The 22753-nt window shown below is 30.4% G+C and carries 24 protein-coding genes; 14 read left to right on the forward strand and 10 right to left on the reverse strand.

What is annotated here, in order from left to right; all coding sequences use genetic code 11:
- Nucleotides 1-4: 4 nt before the first annotated feature.
- A complete protein-coding gene (locus tag FG167_RS13390) occupies nucleotides 5-952 on the reverse strand; it encodes a glycosyltransferase family 2 protein (protein WP_203458742.1) in 948 nt (315 codons plus the stop codon).
- Between the two features lies 1 nt (nucleotide 953).
- On the reverse strand, nucleotides 954-2048 hold the full coding sequence (locus FG167_RS13395) for a glycosyltransferase (RefSeq protein WP_203458743.1): 1095 nt from the start codon (nucleotides 2046-2048) through the stop codon (nucleotides 954-956).
- Nucleotides 2049-2471: 423 nt separating this feature from the next.
- Between FG167_RS13395 and FG167_RS13400 the strand changes: the two genes are divergently transcribed.
- Complete coding sequence (locus tag FG167_RS13400) at nucleotides 2472-3989, forward strand: T9SS type A sorting domain-containing protein (RefSeq protein ID WP_203458744.1); 1518 nt, start codon at nucleotides 2472-2474, stop codon at nucleotides 3987-3989.
- Nucleotides 3990-4112: 123 nt separating this feature from the next.
- Here the strand turns inward: FG167_RS13400 and FG167_RS13405 are convergent, their stop codons facing one another.
- The 3 genes from FG167_RS13405 to FG167_RS13415 form a co-directional block, all read right to left on the reverse strand.
- Nucleotides 4113-4832 carry a class I SAM-dependent methyltransferase gene (locus FG167_RS13405; protein ID WP_203458745.1) on the reverse strand — a complete coding sequence of 240 codons (720 nt, stop codon included), beginning with the start codon at nucleotides 4830-4832 and terminating at the stop codon, nucleotides 4113-4115.
- Between the two features lie 360 nt (nucleotides 4833-5192).
- Complete coding sequence (locus FG167_RS13410) at nucleotides 5193-5561, reverse strand: DUF4258 domain-containing protein (RefSeq protein WP_203458746.1); 369 nt, start codon at nucleotides 5559-5561, stop codon at nucleotides 5193-5195.
- 3 nt (nucleotides 5562-5564) lie between these two features.
- Nucleotides 5565-6764, reverse strand: a complete 1200-nt coding sequence (locus tag FG167_RS13415; protein ID WP_203458747.1) for an alanine dehydrogenase — start codon at nucleotides 6762-6764, stop codon at nucleotides 5565-5567.
- Between the two features lie 117 nt (nucleotides 6765-6881).
- Here FG167_RS13415 and FG167_RS13420 point away from each other — a divergent pair, with 117 nt between their 5' ends.
- Both FG167_RS13420 and FG167_RS13425 read left to right on the forward strand, forming a co-directional pair.
- Complete coding sequence (locus FG167_RS13420) at nucleotides 6882-7505, forward strand: hypothetical protein (protein ID WP_203458748.1); 624 nt, start codon at nucleotides 6882-6884, stop codon at nucleotides 7503-7505.
- The gene (locus FG167_RS13425; RefSeq protein WP_203458749.1) at nucleotides 7498-8106 is read left to right on the forward strand and encodes a hypothetical protein; all 609 of its coding nucleotides are present in this window, start codon (nucleotides 7498-7500) and stop codon (nucleotides 8104-8106) included. Before FG167_RS13420 ends, FG167_RS13425 begins: the two co-directional genes overlap by 8 nt.
- A gap of 3 nt (nucleotides 8107-8109) precedes the next feature.
- Here FG167_RS13425 and FG167_RS13430 read toward each other — a convergent pair whose 3' ends face one another.
- From FG167_RS13430 to FG167_RS13450, 5 genes are all read right to left on the reverse strand, one after another.
- Nucleotides 8110-8469, reverse strand: a complete 360-nt coding sequence (locus tag FG167_RS13430) for a hypothetical protein (RefSeq protein ID WP_203458750.1) — start codon at nucleotides 8467-8469, stop codon at nucleotides 8110-8112.
- Between the two features lie 220 nt (nucleotides 8470-8689).
- Complete coding sequence (locus FG167_RS13435) at nucleotides 8690-9220, reverse strand: hypothetical protein (protein WP_239004394.1); 531 nt, start codon at nucleotides 9218-9220, stop codon at nucleotides 8690-8692.
- Entirely contained in the window at nucleotides 9183-9326 is a 144-nt protein-coding gene (locus tag FG167_RS13440; protein WP_203458751.1) for a hypothetical protein, read from the reverse strand. The genes FG167_RS13435 and FG167_RS13440 overlap by 38 nt, the downstream gene beginning before the upstream one ends.
- 195 nt (nucleotides 9327-9521) lie before the next feature.
- Nucleotides 9522-9926, reverse strand: coding sequence for a tRNA (adenosine(37)-N6)-threonylcarbamoyltransferase complex ATPase subunit type 1 TsaE (tsaE, locus tag FG167_RS13445; RefSeq protein ID WP_203458752.1), 405 nt, complete (start codon nucleotides 9924-9926; stop codon nucleotides 9522-9524).
- 95 nt (nucleotides 9927-10021) lie between these two features.
- Nucleotides 10022-11575 (reverse strand): PglZ domain-containing protein, encoded by a 1554-nt coding sequence (locus FG167_RS13450; protein ID WP_203458753.1) that lies wholly within the window; start codon nucleotides 11573-11575, stop codon nucleotides 10022-10024.
- 35 nt (nucleotides 11576-11610) lie between these two features.
- Here FG167_RS13450 and FG167_RS13455 point away from each other — a divergent pair, with 35 nt between their 5' ends.
- The 11 genes from FG167_RS13455 to FG167_RS13505 all read left to right on the forward strand — a co-directional run bounded on the left by FG167_RS13455 (nucleotide 11611) and on the right by FG167_RS13505 (nucleotide 22744).
- Nucleotides 11611-12840 carry an HD domain-containing protein gene (locus tag FG167_RS13455; RefSeq protein WP_203458754.1) on the forward strand — a complete coding sequence of 410 codons (1230 nt, stop codon included), beginning with the start codon at nucleotides 11611-11613 and terminating at the stop codon, nucleotides 12838-12840.
- A gap of 49 nt (nucleotides 12841-12889) precedes the next feature.
- Nucleotides 12890-13918 carry a UDP-3-O-(3-hydroxymyristoyl)glucosamine N-acyltransferase gene (lpxD, locus tag FG167_RS13460; RefSeq protein WP_203458755.1) on the forward strand — a complete coding sequence of 343 codons (1029 nt, stop codon included), beginning with the start codon at nucleotides 12890-12892 and terminating at the stop codon, nucleotides 13916-13918.
- Nucleotides 13905-15311 carry a bifunctional UDP-3-O-[3-hydroxymyristoyl] N-acetylglucosamine deacetylase/3-hydroxyacyl-ACP dehydratase gene (locus FG167_RS13465; protein ID WP_203458756.1) on the forward strand — a complete coding sequence of 469 codons (1407 nt, stop codon included), beginning with the start codon at nucleotides 13905-13907 and terminating at the stop codon, nucleotides 15309-15311. The genes lpxD and FG167_RS13465 overlap by 14 nt, the downstream gene beginning before the upstream one ends.
- Before the next feature lie 101 nt (nucleotides 15312-15412).
- Nucleotides 15413-16198, forward strand: coding sequence for an acyl-ACP--UDP-N-acetylglucosamine O-acyltransferase (gene lpxA, locus FG167_RS13470; protein WP_055444761.1), 786 nt, complete (start codon nucleotides 15413-15415; stop codon nucleotides 16196-16198).
- Between the two features lie 50 nt (nucleotides 16199-16248).
- Nucleotides 16249-16815 carry an elongation factor P gene (efp, locus tag FG167_RS13475; RefSeq protein WP_055444762.1) on the forward strand — a complete coding sequence of 189 codons (567 nt, stop codon included), beginning with the start codon at nucleotides 16249-16251 and terminating at the stop codon, nucleotides 16813-16815.
- Nucleotides 16816-16887: 72 nt separating this feature from the next.
- Nucleotides 16888-17823 (forward strand): UDP-3-O-(3-hydroxymyristoyl)glucosamine N-acyltransferase, encoded by a 936-nt coding sequence (locus FG167_RS13480; protein WP_203458757.1) that lies wholly within the window; start codon nucleotides 16888-16890, stop codon nucleotides 17821-17823.
- Nucleotides 17824-18216 carry a nuclear transport factor 2 family protein gene (locus tag FG167_RS13485; RefSeq protein WP_203458758.1) on the forward strand — a complete coding sequence of 131 codons (393 nt, stop codon included), beginning with the start codon at nucleotides 17824-17826 and terminating at the stop codon, nucleotides 18214-18216.
- A gap of 119 nt (nucleotides 18217-18335) precedes the next feature.
- Nucleotides 18336-19208: a succinate--CoA ligase subunit alpha gene (gene sucD, locus FG167_RS13490; protein ID WP_203458759.1), complete on the forward strand. Its 873-nt coding sequence runs from the start codon at nucleotides 18336-18338 to the stop codon at nucleotides 19206-19208.
- A 176-nt stretch (nucleotides 19209-19384) separates the two neighbouring features.
- The gene (fabG, locus tag FG167_RS13495; RefSeq protein WP_203458760.1) at nucleotides 19385-20131 is read left to right on the forward strand and encodes a 3-oxoacyl-[acyl-carrier-protein] reductase; all 747 of its coding nucleotides are present in this window, start codon (nucleotides 19385-19387) and stop codon (nucleotides 20129-20131) included.
- Between the two features lie 33 nt (nucleotides 20132-20164).
- Entirely contained in the window at nucleotides 20165-20710 is a 546-nt protein-coding gene (locus tag FG167_RS13500) for a hypothetical protein (protein ID WP_203458761.1), read from the forward strand.
- A complete protein-coding gene (locus tag FG167_RS13505) occupies nucleotides 20711-22744 on the forward strand; it encodes a VWA domain-containing protein (protein ID WP_203458762.1) in 2034 nt (677 codons plus the stop codon). It abuts the gene before it with no gap.
- Nucleotides 22745-22753: the final 9 nt, after the last annotated feature.

Below are 22753 nucleotides of genomic sequence, written 5' to 3' on the forward strand. Positions count from 1 at the left end.
GGTTTTATAGTAGTTTTTTAAGGGGCCAAGCTATTGTAAAGCAAATGGATAATGTTTTGCTTTTAATTGCCTTTTGGTAATCTTTTAAATTAAATTCTAAATATCGCGAAGCTCTTGATAACGTGTAAACACGCTTAATAAAGAGTTTTGGGTTTTTTAAAAGATAGTCTTGGTAGAACCAGTTTAATACACTTAAAGAATATATGGCCATACCAAATGCATCCTTTTCGTGATTTTGAATGGAAATTGCATTTTTAGTATCTAAATAATAGGTTCTGAGTTTTTGGTTTATATATTTTGTTTTAAATCCTTGCTTGGCTATAAATTCCCAAATAATTCCTTCTGGAATATAACCACGAGAAAAAATAGCATTATTTAATTGAATATTTTTTAAAATTTCTGTTTTTACAAACCCCCATTTTTCTAATGATTTTGGGTGTTCCATTTGCTGTTGAAATGTATTACTATAAAGTGGAGATGATTTAAAGGGCTCACCAACTAAATTGCCAAATTGGTCATTACATAAACAGGTGACACCACTTATGGTTTTTTGTTTTTCTAAAGGTATAGAATCGTATTCTTGCTTAAAAACTTGTAGTGCGTCTGCGGTACATTCATCATCTGAATCAAAAGGTAAAATGAATCTACCTTTTGCAACTTGTATCACTTGCATAAAACAAGCCATTTTATGTTTATTTGTTTTGTTGTTTATATAGTTTACCGGAAACGTAGCCGTTTTTATTAGTTCTAATGCAACTTCATGTGAATTGTCTTTAGAGCCATCATTTATTAAAACCAACTCAAAATCTTTAAAAGTTTGTTCGTTTAAAGATTTAAAAACGCGTTCAAGAGTATCTGCTCTATTATAAACAGGAGTAAATACTGTAAAAGTATAACCAAAATTTGCGGTTTCTTGTTCTTTATATGTAGGTAATAAATTAACTAATTTCATTTTATTGTGAAAATTTATAAATTAACTCTCTCCATTTATTTGCTATAAATTCGGCTTCAAATATTGTTGTGCTTTCTATTGCTTTATCTTTAAATTGAATTTGTAAATCGGTATTATGTATTAATAAGGATAGTTTTTTTTCTAAAAGTAATTGATCTTTTACAGGAATTAAAAAACCATTTTCCCCATGATTAATTATCTCTGATGGTCCAGAAGGGCAATTAGTTGCTATACAAGATAAACCATAATACATCGCCTCAATTAATGCATTTGGAAACCCTTCGTAATTGGAAGGTAGCACAAATATTTTTGCACTGTTGTAGTACTTAGAAATATCTTTTACATTTCCAATAAAAATAACACTTTCGTTTAAGTCTAAAGTATTTACAAGTTTTTTGTAAAAATTATGCTTATCGCCTGCACCTATTAATAAAAGTTTCCATTTACCTCTTTCTATGTTGGCAAAAGCACGAATTAATAATTCTTGATTTTTTTGTTCATCCAATCGGCCAACACAAATTATTTGGTTTTTTTTGGTGGTTTGTAAATTTCTTTGTTCTACTAATTCTTCAGCTAAAGGGTTATTAATTATTTTGATTTTATCCTCTTTAATAAATTTAGTGAAATAATTTTTTATGTCTAAGGTTTGTATCACTAACACATCGGTTTGAGGGTAAATAATTCGTCTTATTTTTATCCAAAAGTTGCTAATATCACTAAATTGTGGATGAATACGTTCACTAATAATAGAAGGTATTCTAAGCAACTTGGCTATTATAACACTATAAATATTTGCTATTGTTGTAAAGCCAATAACAACATCTATATTTTCTTTTAAGATTACTTTTTTACTCCTGCCAAATAAAGTAAAGTGATTTGTTATAGACTGAAAAAAAGAAGGATTACTAGTGTATATGTCTTTACAGAACACTACTTGTATTTTAGGATTTAAGGTATAAAATGGTTTGCATTTGTATAAAACCACAATAAGTACATCAAATTCTTTAATTAATTGATTAGATAGTGTAGTAACTACACGCTCTGCACCTCCAGCCTTAAGACTAGGTATTATAAAAGCAATTTTCTTTCTTTTCAAGAAATTCTTGATTGTAGTATTAGGTGTATAAAAAAACACCTAATTCATGATTAATAGCTCAATAAAAATAGTGTTTTTTTTAGATTCACGGACTAATACTAGACATATATTAGATGAAATACCTCTTTTGCATTTAAAGTGTATAGTTCTATTTTGTATATGTAGATAATCCATTTATTAAGTTTTTTTTCTTTTAAAAAATCCAATCCGCTATTTGATGCGTATATACAATAATTTGCATTTCAAAAAGGTACTGTAACCAATTGATTTAGTATTGGTTAAGAGTAAATAAACGCCTACAAATCATCAATTTTGTAGCTTAAAGACTACAAAAAATATGTATTTCATCGAATAAATTGGAAGTTTGACTGATAAAAGAAATGAAATTATAAATTAGCAACAGATTAATAGCAAAACCCTAAAATGAAGAAAAATCGATTTAAAAAGTTTCTGCATAGCAGAAATTTAGCCAAAGCATCATTGTTTACTTTTTTAGCATTTAATACAAATGTAAACTCTCAAAATTATCCAAATCAAGTTTTACTTTCTACTGTAAATTATCAATCGTACGAAGCACCTACTGGAGAATTTCCTGAATATTTAGAACCTTTTACCGAGAATTTATCCGGAAGTAAGATTACTAGAATTAGTGATAAAAACGTTTTTGGTACAACCTCACAAAGAATAAGGCATAATTACGCAAAAGATCAAACATGGAACTCTAACGGATCATTAATTAAGTTAGCTGGTTATCCTGCCGCTATACTAGATGGAGAGACTTTTGATTTTTTGTATTGGAGAGATATTCCATCTTATGGAAGATGGGCAAATACAGAACCTAATTATATGTATGGAACTCCTGGAAATCAATTTGTTAAATTTAATGTGCTTGATAATACAAGAGTAACTTTAAAAACTTTTAGTGAATATTCTAGTCTGGATTTTGGTTATGGAGAAGGAAATCAATCTAACGATGATAAATACGTTGGTTTAATTGGTCAGAACGGAAGTGATAAAACATTAATTGTTTATAATATAGAAACAGATCAAATTGTTGGAACAAAAAATATTGGTACTACAGGAGATTTAGATTGGTTTTCTGTTTCGCAATTAGGTGGATATGCGGTAGCAATGTGGAAACCAAACGGATCTGGAGCTACGGAAGGGATTAAAACTTATAATCTTGACTTTACAAACGAAAAACATATTCATGATCATACCGAACATGCGGATTTAGGCATAGATGCAGATGGAAATGAAGTTTTAGTATCTTATAATGGTCCTGATGGATGGAATCAAGGGTCTTATATTTATTCTGCACGTTTAGATGGAGGAGGAGTTAGACAATTATATCAATATAGTGGCGGAATCTGGGGAGGACATATTAGTTGTAGAAATACAGATAGACCAGGTTGGGCTTATATAAGTGAACAGTGTTGTACGGATCATGATGTGGCTTCTAGAGAAATATTTGCAATAAAATTAGATGATTCGGGGATTATTGAACGCTATACAAAACACAATAACGATGTTTCTCCTGGAAATGGACATTCAACTATGGCTGTTCCAAATAGAGATGGTACAAAAATACTTTTTGCTAGTAATTGGGATGATAGTAATATTATGTCAGATCCTAATCCTCCAGCTTGGATTTTAGAATATCCACAAGAAAATTTAAGTGTTGATGACAATGTACTTGTAAATGCCTTGAATATATATCCAAATCCAACAAGTGATATTATTAATATTAAGGTTTCTGGACAAAATAATCTTATTTCTGAATTGCAATTGAATGACAGTCTTGGAAGAGTTTTATTAAACCAAGCAGTTGATAATAAAAGTTCATTTGTGTTAGATGTATCTTCATATCCTAGTGGGATGTATTTCCTATCTGTAATGGTGGATGGAAAAAAACAAATAAAAAAAATTATTAGGGAATAAAACAAAAACACTGGTTAAGGCAGTATAATTGAGATAGATTATACTAGGATTAAAACAATAAAACCTGAACAATAATATTATTGTTCAGGTTTTTTGTTGTTAAAACAAAACTTTAGTTATTTATTATTTTCTAACTATATATAAATAAGTAGCAGATAATTTTAAAGAATTACCAGCCTTAATAATAGGTATAAAACGATTTCCGTGACCAACATAAAAAGGTAATCCAACAACATCTGCAACTTTTAAGTCCAACGATTTAATTAAGTTTACCCATGATTTAAATCCGAAAGCTTTAAATTCTTGCCATTGGTTAGTGCTAACTCCATGAATATCTAAGGGCTTAAGACTTGCGATATTTAAAAAGGATTGAAAGAATTTCCAATACCGGCTTGGCATGGTATGTAACATAACACCATCCTCTTTTAAAACACGTTTGCATTCTCTTAAACATTGACGAACATCTGGAATGTGTTCCAGCATATTACTTGAAAAAATGAGATCAAAAGTATTGTCATCAAATTGTGACAAATCTTGAGCATCACAAATTTTATATTCAACGTTATCCGTATTTTGTCTGTCAAGAATTGCCATATCTAGCCAATCATAACTTTTTTCATCTAAATCGGTACAGATTAATTTTTCACAATGTTTTAATACGTGAATACTTTGTCCTCCATTTCCAGCACCTAACTCTAATGCTAGTTTAAATTTATTTTCAGGAAATAAGGAAAAAATAATTTCACTTTCTTTTCGACGAACAAAGTTATGCCAATCTTTAGGATCTGATTTGTATTTATTAATTTCATCAGAGCTAAACATAAAAGCTTTACTAGGTTTCATGGTATTTTGCGACATTTTTTCATTAAGATTTAAAGATTAATAGCTAAACAAATATAAGTATAAAAAATGTATTTGTTGTTTACAAAAATTATCGTTAATCTTTGATTTAATAGAGTTTAACAGCACATAAATCATGTTTTATCGCAAGGACTAGAAGTGATAAATTCCTTACAGATAGAAGTGAAAGAAACAGGAGTTATAATCTATAATTTAAAGAAAAGTAGTAAAATTAATCTTTGAATTCGTCCACATTAAACAAGTATAGAATAAGAAAACACATGTTTTTTTGATGGAGTTTATTATGAAAACTTAAGCAGTATTTTAAATTTATTAATAAACGGTTTATTTATTTTTAATGCCTTACCATTTGATATTTTGAAGCGTAGCAATACTATCACAATTTTCTACTGTAAGTATTACTTCTTTATCGTCAATATAGCTTTCAATAGTATAAATACCACAAGGTTTTTGTCTGGTGTTACTCATGCTAAAATCTACATCTCCTTTTAAAAGCGCATTTTTAATCGTTGCGCTATCTACTTTTCTATCCGAAATAAGTAAATCCACGGTATCGCTATACAGTAGCGTCTTTGTGTTTATGTTTTTTATCACTCTAGCCTCGGGACCATAGGCACAAGAAGCCTTTTTTCCGTTTAAAAAGAAAGCTAGAATTACTAAACCTATAGAGAAACCTCCAAGGTAAAAGCCAATACGTTGTATTAATTTCACAATTTAAAAAATAAGTAAGTTGATATCGCTGTGTTTTAAATCGAACCATTCACCAACAGATTTGTTAGTTAATATTCCGTGGTAAAAGTACAACCCATTTTTTAAACCTTTGTCAAATCTTAAAGAATTTTCTAAACCACCATCTTCGGCAATTTTTAAAAGATAAGGGGTAAACATATTGCTTATAGAAATAGAGGCTGTTCTAGCAAATCGAGCAGGAATATTAGGAACACAATAATGTATTACACCATGTTTAATAAAAGTGGGGTGTTTATGCGAAGTAACCTCACTGCTTTCTATACATCCTCCCATATCTATACTAACATCTATAATAACAGCACCAGATTTCATGTTTCCAACCATAGCATCTGTAACAATAATTGGGGCTCTATTTTTTCCTCTAACTGCACCAATAGCAACATCACACCTTTTTAAAGCTTTTGCTAAGTTTTTTGGTTGTAGCGTAGAAGTATAAATAGTCATTCCTAAGTTGGTTTGCATTCTACGTAATTTGGTAATAGAATTATCAAACACTTTTACGTTTGCACCTAGTCCGATAGCACTTCTAGCAGCAAATTCACCAACAGTTCCAGCACCAATAATAACCACTTCTATTGGAGGAACACCACTAATATTACCAAACATTAATCCGTTACCTTCATTAACATTGCTTAGTAATTCGGAAGCAATAAGCACCGCTGAAGTTCCTGCAATTTCACTTAAAGATCGAACGGCAGGATAAGAACCATCTTCATCTCTAATAAATTCGAAAGCAAGCGCAGTAATACGTTTACTAGCTAAGGTTTCAAAATACTTTTTGTTTTGTGTTTTTAATTGTAGCGCAGAGATTAATATGCTTTGCGGATTTATTAAATTTATTTGATCTAGAGTAGGAGGCTCTACTTTTAAAACTATTGGGCAACCATACACTTTTGCGGTATCGTTAGTGATTTTAGCACCAGCTTCACTATAATTTTTATCGCTAAATTTTGCACCTTCACCAGCTCCAGTTTCCATTAAAACGCGATGACCATTACTAACAAGAGCAGAAACGGCATCTGGAGTTAAGCAAACACGCTTTTCTTGAAAAGCAGTTTCTTTTGGTATACCTATAAAAAGGTTTCCTTTTTGTTTGAAAATCTCAAGTGTTTCCTCTTGTGGAAGTAATTGTTGCTTAGTAAAAGGAGATAGTGGTTTAGACATATATGGACCAATTTATTGGTAAGTCAAATTACGAATAATTTTAATTTATATAAAAATTAAAAATTAAAAGATTTATGTAGAAAATTTCCTCTATTTTTTGTATTATTATATGTAGATATGAAAAACCTTTTAAAAAATATAAAAGAACTAAAAACCAAAGATGTAGTTATTGCTTTGGTGATTTTGGCTTTGCCGTTTTTGTTTTATATATATAAACTTGCTCCAGATACTACGGTATGGGATACTGGTTGGTTTGTTTTAGATTCAAATGGTTTTGGTAATGTTAGAGTTTATTTTTGGTTATTAAATACTAAGTTGATGTTGATTATTAGTTTATCTATTTGGTTTATAACAAATAAACACTGGTGGAGAAATGCCATTTTGGTTCCGTTGGTAATTGAAATTAATAAAATAATAAGTATTATTAATCCCGATATATATAGTGTTGATGTTTGGGAGTTTTATAAAAGCCTTCCAATTATATTTCCGGTCGTATTATTTTTGATTTATTTTTTGATTAAAGTTAAATATTATTCTAATTCTGAAATACTTTTAACAGATGTTGATGAAGAAATAGATGATTTAATAAATAAAGAATATTTATTAAAAAAAGAGAAATTAGATGTTGTTAAAAATCATTTTTTTAAGATTAAAAACAACAAAAAAGAGTTAAGTAAAAAGGATTATTTGCAGTCGTTAGTTAACTTGAAAAAAGAATTCTTAAATATTAAAGATGATTAATAAAACTGTAAATTTTAAAAGAGATTTAGTTATAGTGTTTTTAATTGTGTTTATTCCAATTTTATTTTTTACTTATGCCTTAATTCCAGAAAAAAGTAATATAACTATTTTAGGTTTTAATATTGATGCTGGATACTTTGAAGATATAACCGCTTTTTTTTGGAGTTTCTTTTGTCAAATATTATTAGTAAGCTTATTTAGTATATGGTTTATTACTTGTAAGTATTTGTGGAGATATACTTTATTAATACCAATTATTCTATACATTAATAATTCAATTAAAGTCTTGTATGATAGAGTGAATGTTGATGTGAATTATTTAGTAGTTGGAATTGTAGCTTTATTCTTTTTAATCTTTGTTTTTTATATTTCAAATAAAACAAACTACTACGCAACATCTTTAAGTCTTAATAAACAAATTGATGAAGAAATTAATTTGCTAATGAAACAGGTTTCAACGTATAAAAAGGAAGATTATAAAGAGTTTAAAAAAAAGCTAATCACATTAAGAAAGCAAAAAGGGAATTTGGATAAAAAAGAGTATTTAATTCAGTTGATTAAATTACGAGATGATTATACATTAGGTAAGCAAAAGGAATAACTTTTATTTTTTGTCAATACTTTTAAGTTCCTTTAAAATTTCATCTAAGAGCTGTTTTTTTTCAGCACTCCATTTTTCACTCAACCTTTCGTTTATATATTGCTCGATCTCATGGTTCGTTTTACTAGTTTCTTTTTTAGAATTTTCTAGCAACATATCCCCTTGTCCAGTAATTAGCCAAACTAAATTTATTTGTGGATATAACTCTACAATTCGCTCAATAACATCACTACCAACAGATGCATTATTTTTTTGCATACGCAGAATATAACCATTAGCAGTGCCAATAGAAATATCAAATTGTCTTGCACTAATACCTAAATGCTTAATAACCAGCATTATTCTATGAATTGTTTTACTCATTTCTCTTATAGTATATTTTTTATTGAAGAAAATATTCTATAAATATACAAATAAAGATATAAATGTAAGACGGGTGATGTTAAATATAGAAAGCCCATACTTCAAAATAAAGTATAGAATAGGAGGTTAGTATTATCTAAACCAAGTAATAAAACACTTCAAGTCTTTGACTATAAGTATTTTGGTTTTATACTAATTAAGTACATTGAATAAATAAAATTTAAAAATACTGTCTTACTTTTCCCCAAAGGGTTTTAGGTCTTACTGTAAATTCTTCTTCTAATTCTTCTAATGTTTTATTTGCAGTATTTAATTTGTCAAACATTTTAGCTCTAATCAAATAAATAGAAGGAATTATTATAGCCATTACAGGAACTAAATAGATCAATTGAAATTCATCAAAATAAATTAAATCATCATTTAATAATATTATGATTTGGTAAATATACATTATAATTGGTACTAACAAGGCGTGGTACCACCAATGCCTACAAGTGAAAAACCAAATAAGTAGAAAAAGTAAAGGGATGGTTTTTCCTGTTAAAATCCACATGGATAGGTTTGCGTCTCCCCATGATTTACTGTCATAAGTAAATAAAAAAGTGTTCCACACTTGTTCTTGTGGAACACTTTCATACAAATAAAATAAATATGGTGATAGTGCTATAAAAGTAGCAATAATACTACCAATTATTAATGATTTGTTACTTTTGTTATCCTCCAGTAGGAACTCTAAATTTTTTCTTTTCAATTTTTGTTGTGGATGTTCCATCGATATTTAAAAGATTTGATGCTTGAGCTGTAAACAATACTCCTCCAAAAATAGCGATTGCCATTAAATACTTTTTAGTTTTCATAATTATAAGGGATTAGTTAATTAATACCTCGAAATTATATAAACACAACTTTTCTATTTTGGGTAAAATGTTAAAATTATGTTAAAAGTATGATTTTTTACTTTTTCTCTTACGGTTATACCGTAAAAATTGTCTTTGTTGTAAAAATCATGTAGGATTTTACTTACTTTCTCATGTTTTGTTTTTAAATTCAGGTTAATTTATGGTAATCTTTCTGCTTTCGTTTTCATTTATTTCTAGAAATACATTTGTTGCATTTTTAGGAATAAATTCTATTGCTAATTCTGGCCATTCTATAAAAACCCAATGGTTTTCTTGTAAATATTCTTCAAAGCCAAAATTATAAAGTTCATCAATCTCATTTACTCGGTATAAATCAAAATGAAAAATACGAGATAAATTTGCTTGATACTCGTTAACTAAAGAATAGGTCGGACTTTGCACTTCATCAGTGCTACCAATGGCTTTTACTAAAGCTTTAATGAGTGTTGTTTTTCCAACTCCCATGGTACCATGAAATAAAATAATTTTACTATCACTATTACTTAATAGTGTGCTAACAACCTTGTCTAGATCATTGATGGTGTAATTTAATTCCAAATCTATCTTAAATTAATAATACAATAATACATAAATAATACAATAAAATCTAATTTTTATGCATTTCATCGGTGTTTAACGCTTTACGTCTATCGTTACTTTGGGTTTAAAACCACAAAGGGAATGATCATTTCTTCCAAAGAAACACCTCCGTGTTGGTACGTATTTCTAAAATAACTAACATAATGGTTATAGTTATTAGGGTACGCAAAAAACAAATCACTTTTTGCAAAGATAAATGTACTACTCATAGAAAGAGAAGGTAAAAGAATGCTTTTTGGATCTTTCGCAACTAAAACATCTTTGTCTTCATACGTTAAACTTCTACCAGTTTTATACCTTAAATTTAAACTAGTGTCTCTATCTCCAACAACTCGTGAAGGATTTTTTACGTTAATAGTACCATGATCTGTAGTTAATATTAATTTAAAGCCCATTTGTTGTGCTTGTTGTATCATCTCTAATAAAGGAGAGTTTTTAAACCAACTTTGGGTTAATGATCTATATGCTTTATCGTTAGATGCTAACTCTTTCACCACATCCATTTCTGTTTTAGAGTGTGAAAGCATATCTACAAAATTATATACCACAACAGTAAGGTCATTATCTTTAAGTCCTTTAAAATTATCTACCAGTTTTTTACCATTCTTTAAATTGGTAATCTTATAATATTCGTGCTTAAGGTGAGATAAGCCTAAGCGTTTTAATTGTTCTCTTAAAAAATCTGCTTCGTGTAAGTTCTTACCGCCTTCATCTGTATCATTTTTCCAATAATTAGGATATAGCTTTTCCATATCACTTGGCATTAACCCAGAAAATATGGCATTTCGAGCATATTGCGTTGCTGTTGGTAAAATGCTGTAGAAAGGTAATTCTTTTTCTTTTTTGTAATAATTGTTTACAATAGGTTCAAAAGATTTCCATTGGTCTAAACGTAAATTATCAATTACTACTAAAAGAGTTGGTTGCTCTTTACTTATTTCTGGAGCAATTTTTTCTTTAAATAAAGTATGCGACATAATAGGTGCATCTGTATTTGCTTCAAACCAAGTCGGATAATTTTTATCTATAAACTTTCCAAACTGCGTATTGGCTTCGTTTTTTTGCGATTCTAGAATTTCAAACATTCCTATGTCTTCAATATCTTCTAGTTGAATTTCCCAATAAACCAGTTTTTGGTATAAAGCGGCCCATTCTTCAAAAGTATTTACCATAGATAAATCCATAGCAATTTTTCTAAACTCTTGTTGGTAGTTAGAGGTTGTTTTTTCAGAAATTAACCTAGAATGATCTAAATTCTTTTTTAAACTTAATAATATCTGGTTCGGATTTACTGGTTTAATTAAGTAATCTGCTATTTTATTTCCAATAGCTTCTTCCATGATATATTCCTCCTCACTTTTGGTAATCATTACCACAGGAAGCGTATCTCTTTTTTCTTTAATTTCATTTAAAGTCTCTAACCCCGTAAGTCCAGGCATGTTTTCGTCTAAAAAAACAATATCAAAATTAGTATCGTCTAAAATTTCAAGTGCTTCTGTACCACTTTTGCATGTCGTTACCTTGTAGTTTTTTTGTTCTAAAAAGATAATATGAGGTTTTAATAAATCGATTTCGTCGTCAACCCAAAGAATATTTATATTGTTCATGTATATTTGTTTATAAAATTGTAAAAAATTAAAGCTTGCATACTAAAAACAAACTCAAAATATTAAACGACCCAATTTACGGATTTATTACTATACCGAATTCGTTAATCTTCGATTTAATTGAACATAAATATTTTCAGAGGCTACGTAGAATTACACAAATGGGCATGTCTTATTTGGTGTATCCTGGAGCTCATCATACTCGTTTTCAGCACGCTATTGGTTGCATGCATTTAATGCAAAAGGCAGTTCAAGTGCTTCGTTTTAAAGGGGTTGAAATATCTACCGAAGAAGAAAATGCGTTGCTTATTGCTATTTTATTGCACGATATTGGTCATGGTCCATTCTCTCATGCCATGGAACATAGTATTGTAAATAATGTATCTCATGAGGAAATTTCGCTACTTTTCATGGAAACTTTAAATAAAGAGTTTAACGGAAGTTTAACTTTAGCCATTAATATATTTAAAGGAGAATATCCCAGAAAGTTCATGTGTCAGCTAATATCTAGTCAAATAGATATGGATAGAGCAGATTATTTAAAGCGAGATAGTTTTTATACAGGGGTTGCAGAAGGTAATATAAATAGTGAACGCTTGATTACGATGCTTAATGTTGTTGACGATGCGCTTGTAGTAGAAAGTAAGGGGATATATAGTATCGAAAAATTTTTAGTAGCGAGACGTTTAATGTATTGGCAAGTATATTTACACAAAACAAGTTTAGCTGCAGAGCAATTATTAATTAGAGTTTTAAAAAGAGCAAAAGAATTAACCTTTAAGGGTGAGAAATTAGATGCTAGTAAACCTTTACAATACTTTTTAGAAAATGAGATTTCTTTAAATGATTTTAATAAAGAAACATTAGACACCTTTGCTATGTTAGATGATTATGATATTGTTTCTGCAATGAAAGCTTGGCAATTTCATGAGGATTTTGTGTTGCGCAATTTATGCGAAATGATCATTAATAGGGATTTATTAAAGGTGAAGTTGAAAAAGAAAAAAATCAAACCCGAAATTTTAAAAGAATATACACAAAAACTGATAGATACCCACAACATAACAGAGGCAGAAGCAGCTTATTTTGTGTTCACTGGAGAGATATCAAACCAAGCATACCAACAAAAGAAGCAAAAAATTAATATTTTATATAAAAACGGAAAGATTGAAGATATAGTAAAAGCTTCCGACCAATTAAACTTAAAAGCGCTCTCAAAACCAGTCACTAAATATTATATATGCTATCCAAAGCAAAAACTTTAGCACATTTTTCCTATTTTTGCTAGAATTACAAAAAACTAAACAAAAAAGTTTGAAATTCACAGCGCAACAAATTGCAGGGATTTTAGAAGGAGACATTGTTGGTAATCCAGATGTTGAAGTTTCTAAACTATCAAAAATAGAGGAAGGAACAGAAGGATCGCTTACGTTTCTTGCTAACCCTAAATATAAACCATATATATATTCTACTAAGGCATCTATAACCATAGTTAATAAAACTTTCGAACCAGAAAATGTTATTAAAACGACTTTAATTAAAGTGGAAGATGCATATAAATCTTTTTCAAAGTTGCTGGAATATTACAACGAAGTAAAAAATAATAAAGTAGGAATTGAAAACCCAAGTTTTGTTTCAGATACCGCTACTTATGGAGTAAACGTATATTTAGGCGCTTTCTCTTATTTAGGAGAAAATGTGAAACTTGGCGATAACGTAAAAATTTATCCGCAAGCATATATTGGAGATAATGTTACTGTTGGTGATAATACTATCATTTTTGCAGGAGCAAAGTTATATTCTGAAACCCAAGTAGGAAAGAATTGTGTCATTAATAGTGGTGCCATATTAGGAGCAGATGGCTTTGGATTTGCACCAGACGAAAACGGGGAATTTCAAAAAGTACCACAAATAGGAAATGTTATCATTGAAGATAATGTAGATATTGGTTCTGCAACTACAATAGATAGAGCAACTCTTGGTTCAACGATTATTAGAAAAGGGGTTAAGCTAGATAATCAAATACAAATTGCACATAATGTAGAAATCGATGAAAACACTGTAATTGCAGCGCAAACAGGTGTTGCGGGTTCTACAAAAATTGGAAAATATTGCATGATTGGCGGACAAGTAGGTATCGCAGGGCATTTAACCATAGGTGATAATGTAAAAGTACAAGCGCAAACAGGAATTGGTCATCGTGTAAAAGATGGCGAAAAACTGTATGGATCACCTGCTATAGATTATGGAAACTATGTAAAATCCTATGTGCATTTTAAAAACTTACCAGCAATAGTTAAAACTATAAATAAACTAGAAAAAAAATTAGATGGCAATAGTTAATACTCAAATTAAGCAAAAGACTATAAAAAGCGAAACGTCATTAAATGGAGTTGGCTTACATACAGGAGAAAATGTAAAGTTGACATTTAAGCCAGCTATAGAGAATTCTGGATTTAAGTTTAAACGTGTCGATTTAGAAGGAGAACCAGTAATTGATGCAGATGCTAACTACGTTACAAACACGCAACGTGGTACATGCATGGAGAAAAACGGCGTAACCATACAAACTTGCGAGCATGTACTTGCTGCATTGGTTGGTTTAGATATCGATAACGTGCTAATCGAATTAGATGCTTCAGAGCCACCAATTATGGATGGTTCTTCAAAATTCTTTATTGAGTCTTTAGAAAAAGCAGGAATTGTAGAACAAGAAGCTACAAGACAAGAATATGTAGTAACAGATGTTATTACCTATACCGATGAAGAATCTGGTAGCGAAATTCTTGTAATGCCTTCCAAAGAATATCAAGTGACTACCATGGTAGATTTTGGTACTAAAGTTTTAGGTACACAAAATGCTACGCTTAATCATATATCAGACTTTAAAGATCAAATCGCTAACGCTAGAACTTTTAGTTTTTTACATGAAATAGAAATGCTTTTAGAGCATGGATTAATTAAAGGTGGAGATTTAAACAATGCCATAGTTTATGTAGATAAAGAATTGTCTCCAGAAACGATGGAAAAACTTAAAGTTGCTTTTAATAAAGAAAGCATTGCCGTTAAAACGAATGGCATTTTAGATAATCTTACGTTGCATCATCCAAACGAAGCTGCAAGACATAAGTTGTTAGATGTTATTGGTGATTTAGCTTTAGTTGGAACAAGAATTAGAGGAAAAATTATAGCAAATAAACCAGGGCATTTTATAAATACACAATTTGCCAAAAAGCTTTCTAAAATTATAAAACATGAAAAACGTAATTACGTTCCTGATGTTGATTTAAACCAAGAACCATTAATGGATGTCAATCAAATAATGGATATGTTGCCACATAGACAACCATTTTTATTAATTGACAAAATTTTCGAATTAAGTGACTCTCATGTGCTTGGTATGAAAAATGTCACCATGAACGAAGAGTTTTTTAAAGGTCATTTTCCTGGAGCTCCAGTAATGCCAGGTGTTTTAATTGTTGAAGCAATGGCACAAACAGGAGGTATTTTAGTATTAAGTACCGTTCCAGATCCTGAAAATTATCTAACTTTTTTCATGAAAATTGATAAAGTGAAATTTAAAAAGAAAGTGGTTCCTGGAGATACACTTATTTTTAAGTGCGATTTAATAACACCTATTAGAAGAGGTATTTGTCACATGCAAGGTTATGCTTATGCAAACGGAAAATTATGCGCTGAAGCAGAATTGATGGCACAAATATCTAAAGTAAAATAATAAAACATACAGATGATTCGAGCAATATCTCGATTTTGTTTGTGTAGAAAAACACTAAATTGCGAACACATTTTTCCCGATTAAAAAAATAATATTAAAAAATGAATCAACCATTAGCTTACGTACATCCTGGAGCAAAAATCGCTAAGAATGTTGTTATAGATCCTTTTACAACCATTCATAATAATGTAATAATTGGAGAAGGAACCTGGATTGGTAGTAATGTTACTATCATGGAAGGTGCCAGAATAGGTAAGAATTGCAATATTTTTCCAGGAGCAGTAATTTCTGGTGTTCCTCAAGATTTAAAATATAAAGACGAAGATACATTAACCGTTATTGGAGATAATGTTACCATTAGAGAATGTGTAACCATTAATCGCGGTACTACAGATAAAATGAAAACCGTAATTGGAGATAATTGTTTAATAATGGCATATTGCCATATAGCACATGATTGTGTGGTTGGTAATAATTGTATTTTTTCTAATAACAGTACATTAGCGGGACATATTACTGTTGGTGATTATGTGGTACTAGCAGGAATGACTGCAGTACACCAATTTTGTTCTATTGGTAATCATGCTTTTGTAACTGGTGGATCTCTAGTAAGAAAAGATGTTCCTCCTTTTGTGAAAGCTGGTCGAGAACCTTTATCTTATGTCGGAATTAATTCTGTAGGATTAAGAAGAAGAGGTTTTACAACTGAAAAAATTAGAGAAATACAAGATATATACAGAATGTTATATCAGAAAAATTATAACAATACACAGGCTGCAGATTTAATTGAAGCAGAAATGGAAGCAACGCATGAACGTGATGAAATTCTGCAATTTATTAAGAATTCGCATCGTGGTATTATGAAAGGATACTTCAAATCAAATTAAAATTTATTAATTAAAAATATACTCACTTTCGTGGGAAATACTATAATACTATGGCAACAACTTCAGATATTAGAAACGGACTTTGTTTAAAATATAACAATGATATTTATAAAATCATTGAATTTTTACACGTGAAACCGGGTAAAGGTCCTGCCTTTGTAAGAACCAAAATGAAAAGTGTAACCAGTGGGAAAGTATTAGATAATACCTTTTCTGCCGGGCATAAATTAGAAGATGTACGAGTAGAAACACATAAATTTCAATATTTATATAACGATGGTGAGTTTTATCACTTCATGAACGAAGCAGATTATACGCAAATTCGTTTATTAGAAGCTGCTTTAGATAAACCAGAATTAATGAAAGAAGGAGAAATTGTAACTGTTCTTATTAATACAGAAGACAACATGCCTCTTTCTGTAGATCTACCTGCAAGTGTTATACTTGAAGTTACAGCTACAGAGCCTGGAATTAAAGGAAATACAGCAACTAATGCTACAAAACCTGCAACTATGGAAACAGGAGCAACGGTGAATGTGCCTTTATTTATAAACGAAGGAGACAAGATAAAAGTAGAAACAGAAAAAGGTACGTATAAAGAACGTGTAAAAGAATAAAAATTCAGTGTACAGTCTCAGTATGCAGTTGGCAAGACTGAAAACTGGGACTGAAAACTGTAAACTGAATATATGAAATTCCCAAAACCTCATACCCTTAAACACATTGCAGACTTAATTGATTGTAAATACGTTGGAGATGCTAATTTTCAAGTTTTAGGTATTAATGAAATTCATGTAGTTGAAAGTGGAGATGTTGTATTTGTAGATCATCCAAAATACTACGATAAAGCATTAATGTCTGCTGCAACTATTGTGTTAATCAACAAAGAAGTAGATTGCCCTAAAGGAAAAGCATTACTTGTAAGTGATGATCCTTTTAGAGATTTTAATAAAATAACGCAGCATTTTAAACCTTTTATAGCTTCTAATGTAGCAATTGCTTCTTCCGCAAAAATTGGTGTAAATACTATAATTCAACCCAACTGTTTTATTGGAAACAATGTAACTATCGGTGATAATTGCATTATTCATTCTAACGTAAGTATTTATGATGATACGGTAATTGGAAATAATGTTACCATTCATGCAGGAACCATTTTAGGTGCTTCTGCATTTTATTATAAAAAACGACCAGAAGGATTTGATCCGTTAATTTCTGGAGGTAGAGTAGTAATTAAAGATAATGTAGATATTGGTGCACTTTGTACTATTGATAAAGGAGTTACAGGAGATACAACTATTGGTGAAGGTTCTAAATTAGACAATCAAATTCAAGTTGGACACGATACTATTATTGGTAAAAAGTGTTTAATTGCTTCACAAACCGGAATTGCTGGTTGTTGTATTATTGAAGATGAAGTTACCATTTGGGGACAAGTTGGTACTAATAGTGGTATTACCATTGGAGAAAAAGCAATAATTCTTGGTCAAACAGGTGTTACTAAATCTGTAGCTGGTGGTAAGTCTTATTTTGGAACTCCAGTAGAAGAAGCTAGAGTTAAATTAAAAGAATTAGCTTATATCAAGAAAATTCCTGAAATTGTTCAACAATTAAAAAATAAATAGATGTCACCTAAAGAAGTTGTTCAAAAATTTTACAATTCAGATTTAGCAAATAATTCAGAAGCTGTAGATCTTTGTTTTTATAAAGATTGCAGTCTAAGTTGGCATAGTAGCAAAGGGTTTAACGTTTTAGACTTTGATGCTTTAAAATTAGTTTTTGAAGAAGTTAGAAAAATGTACGATACACTACGTTTTGAAACTAGTCATTTATTAGCCGAGGGAAACATGGTGACCATACGTTACACTTCGTTTTTTACAACCGTCGAAAACCCAAACGAGGAGATGCCTTTAGCGCATTTTTCAACTATTTGGGAAGTGAAAGGCGATAAAATTATCAAAGGATTTCAAATGAGTCAGCTAGCAGATAGTAGCTCTGAAAGTTTAAATTCTTTTTAAGAAATAAAAACACAAATCACTTTATAAATTCTTTTCAAAAACTTACTTTTGTACTTAGAATTCTAAATTTTAGTACAGGAGTTCTAATTATATATTAAACAATTTTAATCTAAACAAAAATGAGCGTTTTAGTAAATAAAGATTCAAAAATAATAGTTCAAGGATTTACTGGTAGTGAAGGTACTTTTCACGCTGGACAAATGATTGAATACGGAACAAATGTTGTTGGTGGAGTTACTCCTGGTAAAGGTGGTCAAACACATTTAGATAGACCAGTTTTTAATACAGTTTCAGAAGCTGTAGAAAAAGTAGGAGCAGACACAACCATTATTTTTGTACCACCAGCTTTTGCTGCGGATGCTATTATGGAAGCTGCAGATGCAGGAATTAAAGTAATTATTACTATTACTGAAGGAATTCCAGTTGCAGATATGATTAAGACTGCTGCTTATATTAAAGATAGAGATTGTAGATTAATTGGACCTAACTGTCCAGGAGTTATTACTCCAGGCGAAGCAAAAGTTGGTATTATGCCAGGTTTCGTTTTCAAAAAAGGTAAAGTAGGTATTGTATCTAAATCAGGTACATTAACTTATGAAGCTGCAGACCAAGTTGTAAAACAAGGTTTAGGTATTACAACAGCAATTGGTATTGGTGGAGATCCTATTATTGGAACTACAACTAAAGAAGCTGTAGAGTTATTAATTAACGATCCAGAAACAGAAGCAGTTGTAATGATTGGTGAAATTGGTGGACAATTAGAAGCAGATGCTGCTAATTGGTATAAAGCTAGTGGAAGCAAGAAACCAGTAATTGGTTTTATCGCAGGAGAAACTGCACCTGCTGGACGTACAATGGGACATGCTGGAGCAATTGTTGGTGGTAGTGATGATACTGCACAAGCAAAAAAGAAAATCATGAGAGAATGTGGTATTCACGTTGTGGATTCACCAGCTGAGATTGGTAAAAAAGTTGCTGAAGTTTTAGGCTAAGCACAATCATATATATGTTAAAAACCTCACATTATTTTGTGAGGTTTTTTTATTTGATGCAATTTGTATTTATTATATTTGAATAGAATAAAGAGACTTTAATAAAATTATTAAAGTTTAAATAAAAATCGTCATTCCTGAAATTACAGGAATCTAATTAATAGTAGTTACTATATATGAAATTATTAGAAGGAAAAACAGCCATTATTACTGGAGCAAGTAGAGGAATAGGAAAAGGAATCGCTCAAGTATTTGCGCAACAAGGTGCTAATGTAGCATTTACATATAGCTCTTCTGTCGAAGCTGCTAACGAACTAGAAAAAGAATTAACAGCTTTAGGAGTTAAGGCTAAAGGATATCAAAGTAATGCTGCAGATTTTAATCAATCTCAAAAATTAGCTGAAGATGTTGTTGCCGAATTTGGAAGTATAGATATACTAATCAATAATGCAGGAATAACCAAAGACAATCTTTTAATGCGTATGAGCGAAGAAGATTTTGATAAAGTTATTGAGGTAAATTTAAAGTCGGTTTTCAACATGACCAAAGCCGTACAACGTACTATGCTTAAACAACGTAAAGGATCGATCATTAATATGAGTTCTGTTGTTGGTGTAAAAGGTAATGCAGGACAAACCAACTATGCTGCTTCTAAAGCAGGAATTATAGGGTTCTCTAAATCGGTAGCCTTAGAACTTGGTTCTAGAAATATTAGAAGTAATGTGATTGCTCCTGGTTTTATTGAAACAGAAATGACAGCAAAACTAGACGAAGAAACGGTTAAAGGTTGGCGAAATGCTATTCCTTTAAAACGTGGTGGTACGCCTGAAGATATTGCTAACGTTTGTGTTTTTCTAGCAAGCGACATGTCTGCTTACGTTACAGGACAAACCATTAACGTAGATGGCGGAATGCTAACTTAATATTGCTAACCAATCTGAAAAACCAAACTGTTCATGAAAAAAGTATTATTTGTAATCACGCTATTTATAGTAGCAACCGTAAATGTAAATGCACAAGATTGGATAGATTATAAATCGGAAGATTTAGCTTTTATTGCTAAATTTCCCGCAGAACCTACAAGAACGGTACAAGATGTAGAATCGGAGATAGGAATGCTTAAAATGTATATGCTAAATTATACTCCTCCTGCAGATGAAGGTGATGAGAATCAATTATATGGCGTAATTAGGACTGATTATCCCAAATCTCATTTTGAAGATGCAGATGAAGCATATAATAACAATGTCTTAGATGGAGCTATAGAAGGTGCTGTATCTAATATAAAGGGAAAATTAGTTTTTGATAACAAAATTAAGCTTAATGGTTTTCCTGGTCGAAGTGTTAAAATAGATATTGAGATAGGTTCTATTTATATGAAAACGTTTTTAATAGAAAATAAAATGTTCATAACTCAAGTTATTTGCTTAACAGATAAGGATAATAATGATAGTATTAATCGCTTTCTAAACTCTTTTGATATTTTAAAAGTAAAAGAATAATTGACGACACAAACCATTTTTTACATCATACTTGCTGGAATCATAGCGCTATCACTAGCGCTATTTCAGTATAGTTTAAAAAAGAAGAACAGAACATCTAAAAGTGTTCTTTTTGCATTTTTAAGGTTTATATCTATTTTTTCACTTCTATTGTTGCTTATCAATCCTAAATTTGAAAAAATTAGCTACTATACCGAAAAACCTAATTTAGTGGTTGCTGTAGATAATTCAAGTTCAGTAACGCATTTAAATCAGAAAGAAAATGTACTTCAATTAGTAGCTTCCATTAAGAATAATAAAGAGTTATCCGAAAAATTCAATCTGGACTTTTTCACCTTTGGAAACTATATAGAAACATCCGATTCTTTAACTTTTTTAGACAAACAGACCAATATTGATAAGGCTTTTAGTGATTTCTCACAGATTTATAAAAATACAACTTCCCCAATCCTTTTAGTAACAGACGGAAACCAAACTTATGGTAGCGACTATGTTTTTTCTGCTGAAAAAGTAAAACAGCCCATATTTCCTGTTATTCTTGGAGATACTATTACCTACACAGATCTAAAATTACAGCAGCTTAATGTAAACAAGTATGCTTTTTTAAAAAATAAGTTTCCTGTAGAAGCCATTGTAACTTATAATGGGAACAATATTGTAAAATCAAGATTTGTGGTTACTTCCGGTAATGTTACAGTATATTCCGAAAACGTAAGTTTCAGTGCTACCAACAATTCGAAAATTTTAAACTTCACCTTGCCTGCAAATCGAGTAGGAGTACAAGCGTATAAAGCACAAATTCTTCCTATAGAAAGTGAAAAAAACACGATTAATAATTACAAAAACTTTGCCGTAGAAGTTATAGATCAGAAAACAAATGTTGCTATAATTAGCGATTTTATGCATCCGGATTTGGGTGCTTTTAAAAAGAGCATTGAAAGTAATGAGCAACGTGAAGTTTCTATTATCACTCCAAATAAATATTTATCACAAAAAGATAATTTTCAATTAGTTATATTATACCAGCCAAACAATAGGTTTAAGCCTATTTTTGAAAGTTTAAAGAAAAGTAACGCGAATAAATTTCTGATTTTAGGTACTAAAACGGACTATGCTTTTGTGAATAAAATGACTTCCGATTTCAAACTAGACATTACCAATCAGACCGAAGATTATCAAGCAAGTCTTAATACAAACTATAATACCTTTATTGTTGACGATTTAGATTTTGAATCTTTTCCGCCCTTAAAATCATCTTTTGGTAATGCTACTTTTTCCATTCCAGTAGAAACCATTTTAAACAAAAAAGTTGGAAGTGTAGAAACACAAAACCCGTTGCTAGTAACTTTTGAAACTAGTAGCAGGAGAGAAGCGGTACTTTTTGGTGAGAATATTTGGAAATGGAGAGCGCAAAGCTATTTAAATACAAAGTCTTTTAATAATTTCGATAACTTCATTGGTAAGTTGGTACAGTACTTGGCTTCCAATACACGGAGAAGTAGATTGAATGTGGATTACGAATCTTTTTACCAAGGCAATACCAATGTTATTGTTAAAGCACAATTCTTCAATAAAAACTATGAGTTTGACGTAAAGGAAACACTAAAAATTACGGTTAAAAATAAAACTACATTGGAAACCAATACTTTTCCTTTAATTTTAAAAGGAAATAATTACCAAGTAGATTTAAGTAATTTACCTGCAGGAGGTTATGATTTTACGGTAAAAGCAACAAACGAAAACATTTCAAAATCAGGATCCTTTCAAATACTAGAATATAATATAGAACAACAATTTTTAAATGCTAATGTAACAAAGCTACAGCAAGTTGCTACTTATACAAATGGAAGTAGTTATTTTATTGCGAATACAAATACACTGATTAATGATTTATTAAAGGACGAACGCTTTGCAACTATACAGAAAAGCAGTAAAAATGTTGTACCTTTAATCGATTTCAAATACTTACTAGTCTTGCTAATATTAAGTTTAGCTATCGAGTGGTTTTTAAGAAAATATAACGGATTAATATAAATAATAAAC

The sequence above is a fragment of the Lacinutrix sp. WUR7 genome, assembly GCF_016864015.1.
Classification (GTDB): Bacteria; Bacteroidota; Bacteroidia; order Flavobacteriales; family Flavobacteriaceae; genus Oceanihabitans.

Bases quoted from the DNA above. Each gene is read 5' to 3' on its own strand.
- FG167_RS13420 (WP_203458748.1), top strand. From the start codon at position 6,882: ATGAAAAACCTTTTAAAAAATATAAAAGAACTAAAAACCAAAGATGTA.
- FG167_RS13440 (WP_203458751.1), bottom strand. From the start codon at position 9,326: ATGAAAACTAAAAAGTATTTAATGGCAATCGCTATTTTTGGAGGAGTA.
- FG167_RS13425 (WP_203458749.1), top strand. From the start codon at position 7,498: ATGATTAATAAAACTGTAAATTTTAAAAGAGATTTAGTTATAGTGTTT.
- fabG (WP_203458760.1), top strand. From the start codon at position 19,385: ATGAAATTATTAGAAGGAAAAACAGCCATTATTACTGGAGCAAGTAGA.
- efp (WP_055444762.1), top strand. From the start codon at position 16,249: ATGGCAACAACTTCAGATATTAGAAACGGACTTTGTTTAAAATATAAC.
- lpxA (WP_055444761.1), top strand. From the start codon at position 15,413: ATGAATCAACCATTAGCTTACGTACATCCTGGAGCAAAAATCGCTAAG.
- FG167_RS13405 (WP_203458745.1), bottom strand. From the start codon at position 4,832: ATGAAACCTAGTAAAGCTTTTATGTTTAGCTCTGATGAAATTAATAAA.
- FG167_RS13390 (WP_203458742.1), bottom strand. From the start codon at position 952: ATGAAATTAGTTAATTTATTACCTACATATAAAGAACAAGAAACCGCA.
- FG167_RS13500 (WP_203458761.1), top strand. From the start codon at position 20,165: ATGAAAAAAGTATTATTTGTAATCACGCTATTTATAGTAGCAACCGTA.
- FG167_RS13485 (WP_203458758.1), top strand. From the start codon at position 17,824: ATGTCACCTAAAGAAGTTGTTCAAAAATTTTACAATTCAGATTTAGCA.
- FG167_RS13415 (WP_203458747.1), bottom strand. From the start codon at position 6,764: ATGTCTAAACCACTATCTCCTTTTACTAAGCAACAATTACTTCCACAA.
- FG167_RS13450 (WP_203458753.1), bottom strand. From the start codon at position 11,575: ATGAACAATATAAATATTCTTTGGGTTGACGACGAAATCGATTTATTA.
- sucD (WP_203458759.1), top strand. From the start codon at position 18,336: ATGAGCGTTTTAGTAAATAAAGATTCAAAAATAATAGTTCAAGGATTT.
- FG167_RS13430 (WP_203458750.1), bottom strand. From the start codon at position 8,469: ATGAGTAAAACAATTCATAGAATAATGCTGGTTATTAAGCATTTAGGT.
- FG167_RS13400 (WP_203458744.1), top strand. From the start codon at position 2,472: ATGAAGAAAAATCGATTTAAAAAGTTTCTGCATAGCAGAAATTTAGCC.
- FG167_RS13480 (WP_203458757.1), top strand. From the start codon at position 16,888: ATGAAATTCCCAAAACCTCATACCCTTAAACACATTGCAGACTTAATT.
- FG167_RS13465 (WP_203458756.1), top strand. From the start codon at position 13,905: ATGGCAATAGTTAATACTCAAATTAAGCAAAAGACTATAAAAAGCGAA.